12 protein-coding genes are annotated in these 13,434 nt (G+C 72.0%); 5 read left to right on the forward strand and 7 right to left on the reverse strand.

The window, feature by feature from the left end; all coding sequences use genetic code 11:
• Positions 1–89: 89 nt before the first annotated feature.
• Both AB0J42_RS31240 and AB0J42_RS31245 read right to left on the reverse strand, forming a co-directional pair.
• Complete coding sequence (locus AB0J42_RS31240) at positions 90–812, reverse strand: ABC transporter ATP-binding protein (RefSeq protein ID WP_364300769.1); 723 nt, start codon at positions 810–812, stop codon at positions 90–92.
• Positions 809–1,639 carry an ABC transporter permease gene (locus AB0J42_RS31245; RefSeq protein WP_364300771.1) on the reverse strand — a complete coding sequence of 277 codons (831 nt, stop codon included), beginning with the start codon at positions 1,637–1,639 and terminating at the stop codon, positions 809–811. Before AB0J42_RS31245 ends, AB0J42_RS31240 begins: the two co-directional genes overlap by 4 nt.
• Positions 1,640–1,959: 320 nt before the next feature.
• Between AB0J42_RS31245 and AB0J42_RS31250 the strand changes: the two genes are divergently transcribed.
• The 3 genes from AB0J42_RS31250 (at position 1,960) to AB0J42_RS31260 (ending at position 5,370) form a co-directional block, all read left to right on the forward strand.
• Complete coding sequence (locus AB0J42_RS31250; RefSeq protein WP_364300773.1) at positions 1,960–2,478, forward strand: hypothetical protein; 519 nt, start codon at positions 1,960–1,962, stop codon at positions 2,476–2,478.
• Between the two features lie 89 nt (positions 2,479–2,567).
• Positions 2,568–4,379, forward strand: a complete 1,812-nt coding sequence (locus AB0J42_RS31255) for a glycoside hydrolase family 15 protein (protein WP_364300775.1) — start codon at positions 2,568–2,570, stop codon at positions 4,377–4,379.
• A gap of 148 nt (positions 4,380–4,527) precedes the next feature.
• On the forward strand, positions 4,528–5,370 hold the full coding sequence (locus tag AB0J42_RS31260) for a hypothetical protein (RefSeq protein WP_364300777.1): 843 nt from the start codon (positions 4,528–4,530) through the stop codon (positions 5,368–5,370).
• Between the two features lie 220 nt (positions 5,371–5,590).
• Here the strand turns inward: AB0J42_RS31260 and AB0J42_RS31265 are convergent, their stop codons facing one another.
• The 3 genes from AB0J42_RS31265 to AB0J42_RS31275 are packed head-to-tail and all read right to left on the reverse strand — an operon-like array spanning position 5,591 to position 8,312.
• Positions 5,591–6,505: an NADP-dependent oxidoreductase gene (locus AB0J42_RS31265; RefSeq protein ID WP_364300779.1), complete on the reverse strand. Its 915-nt coding sequence runs from the start codon at positions 6,503–6,505 to the stop codon at positions 5,591–5,593.
• Positions 6,506–6,526: 21 nt separating this feature from the next.
• Entirely contained in the window at positions 6,527–7,645 is a 1,119-nt protein-coding gene (locus AB0J42_RS31270) for a HAMP domain-containing sensor histidine kinase (protein ID WP_364300781.1), read from the reverse strand.
• Positions 7,638–8,312 (reverse strand): response regulator transcription factor, encoded by a 675-nt coding sequence (locus tag AB0J42_RS31275; protein ID WP_364300784.1) that lies wholly within the window; start codon positions 8,310–8,312, stop codon positions 7,638–7,640. The genes AB0J42_RS31270 and AB0J42_RS31275 overlap by 8 nt, the downstream gene beginning before the upstream one ends.
• 87 nt (positions 8,313–8,399) lie before the next feature.
• Here AB0J42_RS31275 and AB0J42_RS31280 point away from each other — a divergent pair, with 87 nt between their 5' ends.
• Positions 8,400–9,083 carry an ABC transporter ATP-binding protein gene (locus AB0J42_RS31280; protein ID WP_364300786.1) on the forward strand — a complete coding sequence of 228 codons (684 nt, stop codon included), beginning with the start codon at positions 8,400–8,402 and terminating at the stop codon, positions 9,081–9,083.
• Positions 9,083–11,488, forward strand: coding sequence for an FtsX-like permease family protein (locus AB0J42_RS31285; RefSeq protein WP_364300788.1), 2,406 nt, complete (start codon positions 9,083–9,085; stop codon positions 11,486–11,488). The genes AB0J42_RS31280 and AB0J42_RS31285 overlap by 1 nt, the downstream gene beginning before the upstream one ends.
• A 72-nt stretch (positions 11,489–11,560) precedes the next feature.
• On the opposite strand, the gene AB0J42_RS31290 is transcribed toward AB0J42_RS31285, so the two are convergent.
• Together AB0J42_RS31290 and AB0J42_RS31295 are read right to left on the reverse strand one after the other, a co-directional pair.
• Positions 11,561–12,439 (reverse strand): carbohydrate ABC transporter permease, encoded by an 879-nt coding sequence (locus AB0J42_RS31290; RefSeq protein ID WP_364300790.1) that lies wholly within the window; start codon positions 12,437–12,439, stop codon positions 11,561–11,563.
• The gene (locus tag AB0J42_RS31295) at positions 12,439–13,371 is read right to left on the reverse strand and encodes a sugar ABC transporter permease (protein ID WP_364300793.1); all 933 of its coding nucleotides are present in this window, start codon (positions 13,369–13,371) and stop codon (positions 12,439–12,441) included. Before AB0J42_RS31295 ends, AB0J42_RS31290 begins: the two co-directional genes overlap by 1 nt.
• Between the last annotated feature and the right edge of the window lie 63 nt (positions 13,372–13,434).

A 13,434-nucleotide genomic window follows, 5' to 3' on the forward strand; every position in this document is an offset into this window, starting at 1 on the left:
CTCGACGGTGTCCCCTACGACCCCGCCAAACACGGCGCCGCAGCAGCGCTCAACGAGTTCGTTGCTGCCTGAGGTTGACACAGGGAGTGTCATGGTGTCTCCTGGTGTCGGATGCCGGGCTCGACGCCGAGGGCGGCGAGCAGGCGGCGGCGCAGAGCCGCGAAGCGGGGATGGTCGGTCGATCGGGGACGGGGCACGTCGACGGCGAACTCCCCGGCGATGCGCCCGCCGTCGAGCACCAGCGCCCGATCGGCGAGCAGCAGCGCCTCGTCCACGTCGTGGGTGACCAGCAGGACGGCGGGCCGATGCCGGCTCCACAGGCGGGCGACCAGGGCCTGCGCCCTGATCCGGGTGAGCGCGTCGAGCGCGCCGAACGGCTCGTCGAGCAGGAGCAGGTCGGGGGTGCGGACGAGGGCGCGGGCCAGGGCGACCCGCTGCGACTCGCCGCCGGACAGGGTGACGGGCCAGGCGTCGGCGCGGGCGGCCAGCCCAACCTCGCCCAGCGCCTCCAGGGCTCTGGTGCGGAGTCCGCGGCCGGTGAGGCCGAGCGTGACGTTCCGCCACACCGTCGTCCAGGGCAGCAGGCGGTGCTCCTGGAAGACGACGGCCCGCCGCTCGGGCACGTCCAGCTCGCCCTCGGCCTGGGTGTCCAGCCCGGCGACGGCCCGCAGCAGCGTGCTCTTCCCCGACCCGCTGGCGCCCAGCAGCGCGACGAACTCGCCGGGCGCGAGGTCCAGGTCGGCGCCGGTGAGGATCTCCCGCCCGGCGAAGCCGCGCCGCAGCCCGCGCACCCGCACCCCGGTGGTGGTCATCGCGCCACCAGCCCGTGGCGCCAGCCCAGCGTCTTGCGTTCGATCGCCCGTACGGCCAGATCGGTGGTGAGGCCGAGCAGCGCGTACACGACGAGCACGACGAACACCACGTCGGTGCGGAGGAACTCCTTGGCGTCGGTGACGAGGAAGCCGATCCCGGCGGTGGTGGCCGTCATCTCCGCGACCACCAGGCTGAGCCAGCCGACGCCGAGCGACTGCCGCAGGCCGACCAGGATCTGCGGCAGCGCGCCGGGCAGGATCACCTTGCGGACCAGCGCGAGCCCGCGCACCCCGCAGGAGCGGGCCGACTCGACGATCCGCTCGTCCACGCCGCGGATGCCGTGGAAGACGTTGATGTACAGCGGGAAGATCGGCCCGATCGTGATGAGGGCCACCTTGGCGGTCTCGCCGATACCGAACCAGATGATGAAGACGGGGACGAGGGCGAGGTGCGGCAGCATCCGCAGCGCCTGGAGCGGCGCGTCGATGACATCCTCGGCGACCTTGAACAGGCCGGCGGCCAGACCGAGCAGCAGACCGGCGGTGAGCCCGAGCGACAGCCCTTTGGCCACCCGCTCCAGGGAGGCCAGCAGGTGAACCGGCAGCTCACCGGAGCGGATCAGCTCGGCACCCGCCTCCAGCACCTGGGTCGGCGGCGGGGTGGCCGCACCGAGCAGCCCGCGGGAGGCACCGATCTGCCAGACGGCCAGCAGGACGGTGAGACCGATCAGGCGGCGGCCGCGCGCGGCCAGCCGGGGGACGAACGCCGGCGGAGCACCGCGGATCACGTCCGCGGGCACGCCGGAGGAGACGGCGGGTGATGACATCGTGAAACGGCTCCTTGAGGAGGACACGCAGGCACGTCAGGACGGACGGGGGCCCGTCACGCGTGCGGTGGATTCGGGGTGGATGCCGTGGCGCGGGACGGCGATGTCCCGGCGTGCGCGGTCACACGGTCAGCGACAGGTACGAGCGTGCGGCTGGAGGAGGCGACAGCAGGGGTGGCAGCTCATGGCCCTGACTTTAATCTCTGCTTTCCCTACTGTCCAGGTGGGTAATTAAGGAATTTGCTCAGTTCTGGCCTGTGGCTGGGGCGGCTGCCGGGATCAGGGGTACGACTCCACGCAGGACAACGGGGGGAGCGGCGATGAGAGCGCGTCGAGTGGGTGCGGGTGTGGCGCTGGGAGTGCTGGTCACGCAGGCGGTGATCGGTTGCGGGGGGTCGGAGCAGGTGCTGGACGCGTATCCGCCTGAGACGAGCGTGTCCGCGGCCCGCTCGGCGGAGCCTCCCCCGAGTCCGTCCGCCGTCGCCGCGCCGCCGGTGGCCGGGCAGGACGTAAGCGAGTGCGCGGACGGCGACTGCCGGATCGCGGTGTCGGAGGCGGTGAAGATCCGGTTCAGGGGGCCGTTCGGGCCGGCGACGCTGGCGGTGACCGAGGTGGGGCCTGATCTGGTCGAGTACACGGTGAAGTCGCACGGCGGGCAGTCCACCGGTGTGGTGAGCGGGCCGGGGTCGGGGTGTGTCACCGTGCTGCGCCGCGACGGTTCCGGGAACTCGTGCGGCGGGGTGGCGGACGCGCGGCCGAGTCCGCGGCCCGGCGCGGTGGTGATCCAGCTCGCGGCCCGGCAGGACGGGACGGCGGTCATCGACATCGTGTCGGGCTGACCCCCGGGAGAAGATCTGCCGGGGCTTGGCGATCGGCAGAAACTGGCACGAACCCGGCATGCCTAGCGTGGGGTGCAAGGGGGGCTGTCATGACTGCTGGAGAATCCCGCTATCTGCCGATCGGGGACCACGGTCTCATCGGCGACCTGCGGACGGTCGCGCTCGTCGGCACGAACGGCACCGTCGACTGGTACTGCTGCCCGCGCTTCGACGCGCCCAGCGTGTTCGCCGCGATCCTCGACGCCGACCGGGGCGGGTCGTTCGAGCTGGCCGCCGACGCCCCGGCCAGGACCAAGCAGTTCTACTTCCCCGACACCAACGTCCTCATCACCCGCTTCTTCGCCGACGACGGGGTGGGCGAGATCCAGGACTTCATGCCCGTCGCGGACGACTCGCGCGAGGCCGACCGGCACCGGATGATCCGCCGGGTGTCCTGCGTGCGCGGTTCGCTGCCGTTCCGCGCCCGGGTGGCGCCCCGTTTCGACTACGCGCGGCAGCCGCACACCGTCCGCACGGAGGGTGACCGGGTGCTGTTCGAGTCGGCGTCGCTGTCGCTGTCGCTGACGGCCAGCGTGCCGATGGAGACCGACGGGCAGGACGCGTGGGCCAAGTTCGAGCTCGCGGAGGGTGAGCAGGCGGTGTTCGCGCTCGACCGGGTGGGCCACGGGCTCGCGGCGCGCGGCTGCCCGATCGCGGAGGCCGAGGAGGAGTTCACCGCCACGGTCCGCTACTGGCGGCGCTGGCTGTCGTCCTCGCGCTACCGGGGCCGGTGGCGCGAAGTGGTCCACCGCTCGGCGCTCACGCTGAAGCTGCTCACGTACGCCCCGACCGGCGGGATCGTCGCCGCGCCGACGACCAGCCTGCCCGAGCGGCTCGGCGGCGAGCGCAACTGGGACTACCGGTACGTGTGGATCCGCGACGCCGCGTTCTGCGTGTACGCGCTGCTCAGGCTGGGGTTCACCGAGGAGGCGGAGTCCTTCATCGGCTTCCTGTCCTCGCACGTGCCGCTCAGCGACGACGGCGACACCGGCCCGCTCCAGATCATGTACGGGATCGACGGGCGCAGCGACCTGCCCGAGGAGGAACTCGATCATCTGGAGGGCTATCGGGGCTCCGCGCCGGTACGGATCGGCAACGCCGCCGCCGGCCAGCTCCAGCTCGACATCTACGGGGCGCTCATCGACTCCATCTACCTCTACAACAAGTGGGGCGACCCGATCGCCAGCGACCGCTGGGACGAGCTCTGCACCCTGGTCGACTGGGTGTGCCTGCACTGGGACCAGCCCGACGAGGGCATCTGGGAGACCCGCGGCGGCCGCAAGAACTTCGTGTACTCGCGGCTGATGTGCTGGGTCGCGATCGAACGCGCCATGCGGGTGGCGATCCAGCGCGGCCTGCCCGCCGACATCGCGCGCTGGCGTGAGGCCCGCGACGCGATCTACCGGGAGATCATGCGGCGCGGCTGGTCGCCCAGGCTGCGGGCGTTCGTGCAGCACTTCGACGAGGACGTGCTGGACGCGTCCCTGCTGATGATGCCGCTGGCCAAGTTCGTCTCCCCCACCGACCCCAAGTGGCTGTCGACCCTCGACGCGCTCGGCGACGGGCTGGTCTCCGACTCGCTGGTCTACCGCTACGACCCGGAGGTCAGCCCCGACGGGCTGAGCGGGCCGGAAGGCACGTTCTCCATCTGCTCCTTCTGGTACGTGGAGGCGCTGGCCCGCGCCGGCCGGGTCGACGAGGCCCGCCTGGCGTTCGAGAAGATGCTCACGTACGCGAACCATCTGGGCCTGTACGCCGAGGAGATCGGCCACACCGGCGAGCAGCTCGGCAACTTTCCGCAGGCCATCACCCACCTCGCTCTCATCAGCGCGGCCTTCAACCTGGACCACGCTCTCGGCTGAAAGCCCGCCGCTTTGTACCGGGCGGCACCCCAAAACGTGGGATGATCTGGATCGTGATGGGTCTGTCAGGCATGGTCTGCCATATCCGGCGCTCCAGCGCCGCCGCGGCGTCTCCCCGGCATCGCCTCGCCCGGAGTGCGATCACCGGATGAGGCACCCGAACGACGCCGACAGCGTCGGGCGGCTCGAGGGCCTGCACCGGCGGCACCTCAAGGCCGACGTCGAACTGATCGACGCGCTGGACCCGCTGACCCGGCGCACCGTCGCCGCCTGGCTCGCCGACCGGCCCTCCCCGGCGCGGCGGCAGGCCTGCCTGCGGATCCTGGCCTCGTGGCTGCGCTGGCTGCGGGCCGCCGAACCGGCGCTCGAACCGCTCGCCACCTGCGGCGCCCACGTGGACGCCTACTGCTACGCCGCCCTCACCACCGGCGTCGGCCCGTCCGGCCGTCCGCTCGCCCCGGCGACGGTGTCCCGCCGGCGTGCGATCCTGGCGTCCTTCCACGCGTTCGCCGTACGATGCGGCGCCGTCCGTCAGCAGCGCCTCGCGGACAGCGCGTCCCCGGTCACCCGGGAAGAACGTCGCCTGCTGCGGAGCGGGGTCGCGCGGCTGGCCGACGACGGCCGGTGTGCCGAAGCCCTGGCGGTCGCGCTGCTGGAGGCCACCGGCGCGTCGGTGGCCGCGCTGGCCGCCCTGACGGTCTGCGACCTGCATATGACGCCCGGCGACGACCCGCTCGGCGTGATCGTGCTGCGCGACGGGGACTGCCCGGTCCCGTACCCCCTCTCCCCTCAGGTCCAGCGCCTGCTGGCGGCGGTGTGCCGGGATCGGCGCGAAGGCGACCTGCTCATCAGCCGGCCGGACGGCCGCCCCGCCGACATCGGCTGGGTAGCCGCCGCACTCACCGACGCCGCACTCGCCGGCGGCTTACCCCGCCAGCGGGCCACTCTCCTCCACCCCCACCTCCTGTCCCGCCCGGCACCCCGCGGCTGACCGCCCACCCGGCGTTGCAGGACACCCTTCCGCGACCCGGATGATCGTCCCCCTGCGGATGCGGAGCCACCCTCCAGCATCCGCAACCACCGGCCACCCCCTCCACGACCTGGGTGACCGTTCTGACTGCGGACCCCCTCCCGGCTGCACGCCCTCCGCAGGACTGCGAGGCTCCTCCCCCGCCCGTCACCGGCTGCTCACCTTCCACGACCATGAGGAGCTACTCGCCCTCCGCAACCCGGATGATCGTTCTGCCTGGGGTGCGGTGGGAGGGGGTGAACGCCGACGGGGCTTCGGCGAGGGGGCGGACGGCGCCGATGAGGGGGCGGAGGCGGCCGTCGCGGACTCGGCGGACGAGGTCCGTCAGGCGGGCGCGGTCGGGTTCGACGACGAAGAAGACCGCGTGGCCGTCGCGGGGCCGGGCCGGGGGCGGTGAGACGACGGTGACGAGGGTGCCGCCGGGGCGCACCAGGGCGGCCGAGCGTTCCAGGACGTCGCCGCCGATCACGTCCAGCACCACGTCGACCTGGCCGGCCTGGTCGAGGGGGTCGGCCGACAGGTCCAGGAAGGCCGCGGCGCCGAGGCCGAGTGCGGTGTCCCGGTCATGCGCCCGGCCGGTGCCGATCACCCGGGCGCCCGCCTCGCACGCCAGCTGCGCCGCGAGGGAGCCGACGCCGCCCGCGATGCCGTGGATCATTACGGTCTGTCCCGCCGTCAGGCGGCCGTGGTCGAACAGGCCCTGCCACGCGGTCAGCCCCGAGATCGGCAGCGCGGCGGCCACGGTGTGCTCGACGTCGGCGGGCAGCGGGGCGAGGTTGCGGGCCTCCACCGCCACGTACTCGGCGAGCGTGCCGTTCCGCGCCCAGTCGGTCAGGCCGAACACCCGCTGGCCGACGGTCAGGCCGGTCGTCCCGTATCCCAGCTCGGCGACGGTCCCCGACACCTCGTGCCCGGGCACGCTCGGCGTCCGGTCGCGGCCTGCCCGGTCGGACCAGGTGGACGGCCAGTCGAGCTCGCCGCGGGTGAACCCGGCGGCGCAGACCCGGACGACGACGTCGTTCTCGGCGGCGTGCGGGTAGGGCTCCTCGGTCAGGGCGGGCGCGGTGGCGCGGTCTCGTACGGTGATGGCCTGCATGACGGGTCCTCGTTCGTACGGTCATGAACAGGACGAACGTACCGGCGGGCGGGGCGGTGCGGCGGGATGGCGCGCGGAGGCCGGGAGCCGGACGACGGCTCGGAGGCCGCCGCCGGGGCGCGGGGTGAGGGTGAGGGTGCCGTCGTGGGCGCGGGTGATGCTCTGGGCGATGGCCAGGCCGAGGCCGGTGCCCGGGTGGCCGTCGCGGACGCGGGCGGTGCCGCGCTGGAAGGGTTCGGTGAGGGTCGGGAGCAGGTCCGGGGGCAGGGGCTCGCCGGTGTTCTCGACGGTGAGTTCCACGGCGCCGGGGCGGAGGCCGGTCTCGATCCGGACGGTGCCGCCTTCCGGGCGGTTGTGGACGATGGCGTTGTGCACGAGGTTCGTCGTGAGCTGCAGAAGGAGCGGCGGGGAGCCGAGGACCGGGGTGATGTCGCCGGAGGTGTGGAGGGTGACGCCGCGGTTCTCGGCGAGCGGGAGCAGGGTTTCGGCGGCCTCCTCGGCCAGCAGGGACAGGTCGGCGGGCGCCCGGGTGAAGGATCGCTGGTCGGCGCGGCTGAGCAGGAGCAGCGCCTCGGTGAGGTCGATGGCGCGGGTGTTGACGGCGTGCAGGCGGTCGACGAGGCGGGCGTGGTCGTGGGCCGGGTCGTCGCGGGCCACGTCGAGGAGTGAGCGGGTGATCGCCAGCGGGGTGCGCAGTTCGTGGGAGGCATTGGCGGCGAACCTCCGCTGTTCGGCGACGTGGGCTTCGAGGCGGGCGAGCATGGTGTCGAAGGCGTCGGCGAGTTCGCGGAGCTCGTCCTGGCGGCCTTTCAGCCGGATGCGGTGGGTGAGCGACCCGTCGGCGGCCAGGCGGGCGGCGCCGGTGATGCGGGTCAGCGGGGCGAGCATGCGGCCGGCGAGCAGCCACCCGCCCAGGAGGCCGAAGAGCAGCAGGAAGAGCAGCACCGCGCCCGCCGCCGGCGCGAAGTCCTGGAGGATGACGAAGCGTCTGGGCATCAGCCCCGCGTCCGCCCTGATCACCCCCTCCACCCGCAGGTGCAGCCAGACCGCGGCGAGCAGCAGGACGCCGGCGAGCATGAGGAACCCGGCGTAGCTGAGGGTGAGTTTGAGCCGGACGCTCAGGCCGGGCTTTCTATCCACGGTCTCCTCCCTCGCCGATGCGGTAGCCGACGCCGGGCACGGTCGCGATGATCCAGGGTTCGCCGAGGCGTTTGCGCAGCGCGGAGACCGTGATGCGGACGGCGTTGGTGAAGGGGTCGGCGTTCTCGTCCCAGGCGCGGGCCAGCAGTTCTTCGGCGCTGACGACACCGCCTTCGGCGGCGACGAGGACTTCCAGCACGGCGAACTGCTTCCTGGTCAGCGCGACGTAACGGCCGTCGCGGTAGACCTCGCGACGGAACGGGTCCAGCCGCAGACCGGCGATCTCCCGGACCGGCGGCCGGTTGTAGGCGCGCCTGCGGTCGAGCGCTCTGAGCCTGAGCACGAGCTCCCGCAGCTCGAACGGCTTGGTGAGGTAGTCGTCGGCGCCCAGCTCGAACCCGCTGGCCTTGTCGTCGAGCCGGTCGGCGGCGGTGAGCATGAGGATCGGCGTCCCGCTGCCGGAGGCGACGATGCTCCGGGCCACCTCGTCACCGGAGGGCCCGGGGATGTCCCGGTCGAGGACGGCGATGTCGTACGCGTTGACGCTCAGCAGCTCCAGGGCGGTGCCGCCGTCGCCGGCGATGTCGGCGGCGATCGCTTCCAGGCGCAGGCCGTCGCGGATCGCTTCCGCCAGGTAGGGCTCGTCCTCGACGATCAGCACGCGCATGCTCCGAGGCTACGGACCGGCGGGTATCGCCCGCGTATCGAGAATCTCGTACGTGCCGACAACACCGCGCGTCCTTGACTGCGGGGCATGGGTGACAGTTCACCGGCCGCCGCCGCGCGCGGCCTGACCAAGACCTACGGACGAGGCGATGCCCAGGTGCACGCGCTGTGCGGCGTCGACCTCGACCTGCCGCGCGGACGCTTCACCGCGATCATGGGGCCGAGCGGGTCGGGCAAGTCCACGCTGATGCACTGCCTGGCCGGGCTCGACCAGCCCAGCGGCGGCACCGTCACCGTGGCCGGGACCGACCTCGGCTCTCTCGGCGACGACGCGCTGACGGTGTTCCGGCGCGAGCACGTGGGCTTCGTGTTCCAGTCGTTCAACCTGCTGCCGATGCTCACCGCGGCCGAGAACATCGTGCTCCCGCTGGAGCTGGGCGGGCGCCGGGTGGACGACGCGGTGCGGAAGCGGGTGCGGACGCTCGCCGACGCCCTCGGCGTGGCCGACCGGCTCGGCCATCGGCCCGCGGAGCTGTCCGGCGGCCAGCAGCAGCGGATCGCGATCGCCCGCGCCCTGATCACCGAGCCGGTTCTGCTCTTCGCCGACGAGCCCACCGGGAACCTGGACAGCGCCACGTCGGCGGAGGTGCTCCGGCAGCTGCGGCGGTCGGCGCGGGAGCTGGGGCAGACCGTCGTGATGGTCACCCACGAGCGGGAGGCGGCGCGGTACGCCGACGACGTGGTGACCATGCGGGACGGGCGGATCGTCTGATGCGTACCGTCTTCCTCGCGTCACTGCGCACCTACATCCGCAGGTACGTCGCGGCGGCGATCGCGGTCACCGTCGCGGTCTCCTTCGTCGTCGTGGTCGGCGTGCTCACCTCCGGAGCGATCAACGGGCTGATGGGCGGGCTGGGGGCGCCGTACCGCAATGCCGACCAGGTGGTCTCGCCTGCCGGGTGGCCGTCGTCCGACCTGGACGCGGAGGCCGTGATCGCCTACGCCGAACGACACGGCGAGAACGCCTCCGTGATCGGCCGGGCCATGCTGCCGGCGCACGCCGGCGACCGGCGGCTCCCCGAAACGGCCGTGGGGCCGATCGCCACCTCGCAGGTGTGGCGCTGGCAGGAGCTCAGCGAGGGCCGCTTCCCGGCCCGGACGGGCGAGGCCGTGGTGGACGTGTACTTCGCCCAGGCCGAGGACGTCGCGGTCGGCGACCGGATGCGGATCGGCAAGGGCGCCGCCGCGGCCGGCGTGAAAGTGGTCGGTCTCGTGAAGTCCCCCTCGCCCATCGCCCAGGCTTCCGTCTACGTCACCTGGCCGCAGTTGCTGCGGTGGCGCGAGCACCTCCATCTGGGCTCGGTGGCGGTGCGCGGGGAGGCGGGCCGGCTCCCCGAGGGCGCGAAGGCGCTGTCGCCGGAGGGGTTCGCCGCGGAGCGGCTGACCTATGTCCAGAACAGGGTGGACAGCTTGTCGGTGATGCTGCTGCTGTTCGCCGGCATCGCGCTCTTCGTCTCGGTCCTGGTCATCGCGAACACGTTCTCCATCCTGTTCGCGCAACGCCTGCGCGACTTCGCGCTGCTGCGCTGCGTCGGCGCGACCCGCCGGCAGGTGGTGCGTTCGGTACGTCGCGAGGCTGCCGTCGTCGGGGTGCTCGCGTCCCTGGCCGGGACAGTGGCCGGCGTCGGTCTCGGGTACGGGCTGACCGCCCTGATCGGCGCCCTCGCTCCCACGGTCCCGATGGGCACCGCCGACCTGCCCACGCTCTGGCTGCTGGGAGGGTTCATCGTCGGCCTGGTGGTCACCATGGTCGCGTCCTGGCTGCCCGCCCGGCGGGTGGTCCGGGTGAGCCCGCTGGCGGCGCTGCGCCCGGAGACCGCGGTCGAGGTGCACACCGCCACCGGTCTGCTGCGGCCGGCGCTCGCCGCGTTCCTCCTGGTGGCCGGGCTGTCCCTGCTCGGGACGGCCATGGTGCTGGACAGTACGGCGCTCATGCTGGCCGGCGGAGGATCGGTGTTCGCCGCCGTACTGCTTTTCGGGCCGGTGCTCATCCCGCGGCTGGTGCGGATCGTCGGTGCGCTGCTCGGGCCCGCCGGCAGGCTGGCGACCGCGAACGCCGTGCGCAACCCGCGCCGGACCGCCACCACCACCGCGTCCCTGCTGGTCGGCGTCACCCTGACGACCGCCGTCCTCACGGGGATGTCCACGTGGCAGTCGTCACTGGACGAGCAGATCGGCAGGGACCACCCCATCGACCTCGCGCTCACCTCGCCCGACGGGCCGGTCGCCGCTGATCTCCTCGACCGGATACGCCGCACTCCCGGCGTCGAGGAGGCCGTTCCCGTGGACGGCGCGGTGGCCCGGGTGAAGGGGCTCGGCGAAGCGATCCCGGTGGTCACCGCTCCGGACGCCGAGCGGGTGGCTCGCGACGGCGGAGCCTTCGCCCGGGTCGAACCGGGCAAGATCAGAATCGATTCCGAGGCCTTCGGCAAGGGCCTGCGCCTCCGCGCCGGCGACCAGGTCACGGTGCGCGTCGGCGACCGGCGCGCCCGGTTGCGGGTCGCCGTCGGCACCGGCTGGGGCCCCGCGGGCGTGGTCGCGCCCGAGACGCTGGCCGAGCTCACCGACGCTCCCGAGCCGTACGCGGTCTGGATCCGCGCCTCCTCCGGCGTCGACCCGGCCCAGCTCGGCGGCGACCTCGAGGAGCTGGCGGGGGGCGCGGCCATCGAGAACGGGTTGCGGACCTGGGAGTCGCTGGACCAGCAGTTGAGCACCTACACCTGGGCGGCGCTCGGCCTGCTGGGTGTCTCCGTCGTGATCGCTCTGGTCGGGATCGCGAACACGCTCGGGCTCTCCGTGCTCGAACGGGCCCGCGAGCACGCCATGCTGCGGGCGCTCGGGCTCACCCGCGGGCAGTTGCGGAGGATGCTGGCGGCCGAGGCGGTGCTGCTGTCGGTGGTGGCCGCGCTGCTCGGCACCGTGATCGGGGTCGGGTTCGCCTGGGTGGGTTACGAGACCCTGGTGAAGCCGGCTCTCCGCGACGCCGCCATGTACGTCCCCTGGCCGTCGCTCGGCGTCGTCGTCCTCATCGCCGCGATAGCCGGACTTCTCGCCGCCGTTCTCCCGTCCCGCAGGGCCGCCCGGGTGACCCCGGCCGCGGGGCTGTCCCTGGACTGACACCCGCATGCGTGCCCCGGCCGTCCGGGCGTGTCCTGCCGGACGGCCGGTTCCCCGGCCGGGTGCGGGGCGTTATCTCAGGCCGCCGACGGACAGTCCTCCGCGCCAGTGCCGCTGCAGGGTGAAGAAGGCGATGACGAGCGGGACGACCGACACGAGCGCGCCCAGGATGATGAGGCTCCAGAGGGAGGTGCCGCCCGCGTTGTTCGCCGAGGCGATGCCCTGCCAGAGGCCGAGCCCGACGGTGACGGGGAAGAGGCGGTTGTCGGAGAGCATGGCGAGAGGCAGGAAGTAGTTGTTCCAGGAGGCCACGGCGGACAGCAGCAGGACGGTGACCACCGCGGGCCGCATCAGCGGGAAGGCGACCTGGAAGAACGTCCGTATCTCGCCCGCGCCGTCGGACCGCGCCGCGTCGAGGATCTCGTCGGGGACCGCGTCGCGCGCGTACACGTGCATGAGGTAGACGCCGAACGGGTTGAGCAGTGACGGGAGGATCACCGCCCAGATCGTGTTGGTCAGCCCGAACTCCGAGAACATCATGAAGGTGGGAATCACCAGGGCCGTCGCCGGCACCATCAGCGCGCCGAGCACGAGCGAGAAGCTGAAGCGCCTGCCGGCGAACCGGTACTTGGCGAATCCGTAGCCGGCCAGGACGGCCAGGATCGTGGCACCGACGCCGCCCGCCAGCGCGTACAGGGTGGAGTTGAGAATCCACCTGCCGTAGATCCCGTTGTCGTAGGTGAACAGCTGCTGCAGGTTGCCGAAGTAGTCGACCCGGTCGGCGAACCAGAGGGTGTTGCCGCCGCCGAACAGGCCGGGGGCGTCCTTGGAGCTGTTGACGACCACCCACCAGAACGGCACCAGGAAGTACACGACCATGAAGCCGAGGAACACCTGCAGGGGGAGGTGGCGTTGCGGCCGGCGGACGCCGGCGCGGGACCGGGCACTCATCACAGAAAGCTCCTCCGCTTACGGGTGGCGAACAGGAAGGCGTAGACGCCGACGAAGACGATCCCGCCGAGGGCGAAGGAGATCGCCGATCCGTAGTTGAAGTTCGCGAGTCCGAAAGCCTGCTGGTAGGCGTACATGTTGGGGGTGAAGTCCGGGCCGATCGTGCCGGCCGCGAGGGATCTCAGGATCTGCGGTTCGTTGAAGAACTGCAAGGTGCCGATGAGCGAGAAGACCAGGATCAACAGCAGCGCGGGGGCGATCAGCGGGATCTTGATCCGGAGCGCGACCTGCCATGCGCCGGCGCCGTCCATGCGGGCGGCCTCGTACAGCGCCGGGTCGATGCCCTGGAGCGCCGCGTACAGGATGATCATGTAGTAGCCGGCCCACTGCCAGGTGACGATGTTGACCAGCCCGTAGAAGATCAGGTTGCTGCCGAGGAAGTCGGGTGGCGCGACGCCGAACAGCCCGAACACGTCGGAGAGCGGCCCGAAGCTCTTGCTGTAGAGGAAGCCCCACATGATGGCCCCGATGACCGTGGGGATCGCGTAGGGGAGGAAGATCATGAGGCGGGAGAAGCGGGCGAAGCGCGAGGTCAGGCCGTCCAGGATCAGGGCCATCGCGAGCGCGACGACGATCTGCAGGGGGATGGAGACCAGCGAGAAGCGGATGACGAACCATGCCCCGGAGAGAAAGCTCGGGTCGGTGAACGCCTTCACGTAGTTGTCGAGGAAGACGAAGCTGGTGCCACCGATCAGCTTCTTCTGGAAAAGACTGAGGTACAGCGCGTACGCGAGAGGCGCGATGAGCATCGCCAGGAAGACGATCCCGAATGGCCCGACGAAGAGCCATCCCATCACATGCTCGCGGAGGCGCACCTTGCCGCGTCTTTTGTGCGTCTTCTCTTGGGCGCGTGGCGCGCTCTTCTCGATCATGAGGGTCAACCTGGACTCCGGGAGGTAGGTGCTGGTCGATCGCGGGTGGGCCGCCGGTGGAGG

The sequence above is a fragment of the Nonomuraea sp. NPDC049649 genome (genome assembly GCF_040675175.1).
Taxonomy (GTDB): Bacteria; Actinomycetota; Actinomycetes; order Streptosporangiales; family Streptosporangiaceae; genus Nonomuraea.

Coding starts and splice junctions, on each gene's coding strand:
- AB0J42_RS31275 (WP_364300784.1), bottom strand. CDS start 8,312: ATGCGCGTGCTGATCGTCGAGGACGAGCCCTACCTGGCGGAAGCGATC.
- AB0J42_RS31240 (WP_364300769.1), bottom strand. CDS start 812: ATGACCACCACCGGGGTGCGGGTGCGCGGGCTGCGGCGCGGCTTCGCC.
- AB0J42_RS31260 (WP_364300777.1), top strand. CDS start 4,528: ATGAGGCACCCGAACGACGCCGACAGCGTCGGGCGGCTCGAGGGCCTG.
- AB0J42_RS31245 (WP_364300771.1), bottom strand. CDS start 1,639: ATGTCATCACCCGCCGTCTCCTCCGGCGTGCCCGCGGACGTGATCCGC.
- AB0J42_RS31295 (WP_364300793.1), bottom strand. CDS start 13,371: ATGATCGAGAAGAGCGCGCCACGCGCCCAAGAGAAGACGCACAAAAGA.
- AB0J42_RS31280 (WP_364300786.1), top strand. CDS start 8,400: ATGGGTGACAGTTCACCGGCCGCCGCCGCGCGCGGCCTGACCAAGACC.
- AB0J42_RS31265 (WP_364300779.1), bottom strand. CDS start 6,505: ATGCAGGCCATCACCGTACGAGACCGCGCCACCGCGCCCGCCCTGACC.
- AB0J42_RS31290 (WP_364300790.1), bottom strand. CDS start 12,439: ATGAGTGCCCGGTCCCGCGCCGGCGTCCGCCGGCCGCAACGCCACCTC.
- AB0J42_RS31250 (WP_364300773.1), top strand. CDS start 1,960: ATGAGAGCGCGTCGAGTGGGTGCGGGTGTGGCGCTGGGAGTGCTGGTC.
- AB0J42_RS31285 (WP_364300788.1), top strand. CDS start 9,083: ATGCGTACCGTCTTCCTCGCGTCACTGCGCACCTACATCCGCAGGTAC.
- AB0J42_RS31255 (WP_364300775.1), top strand. CDS start 2,568: ATGACTGCTGGAGAATCCCGCTATCTGCCGATCGGGGACCACGGTCTC.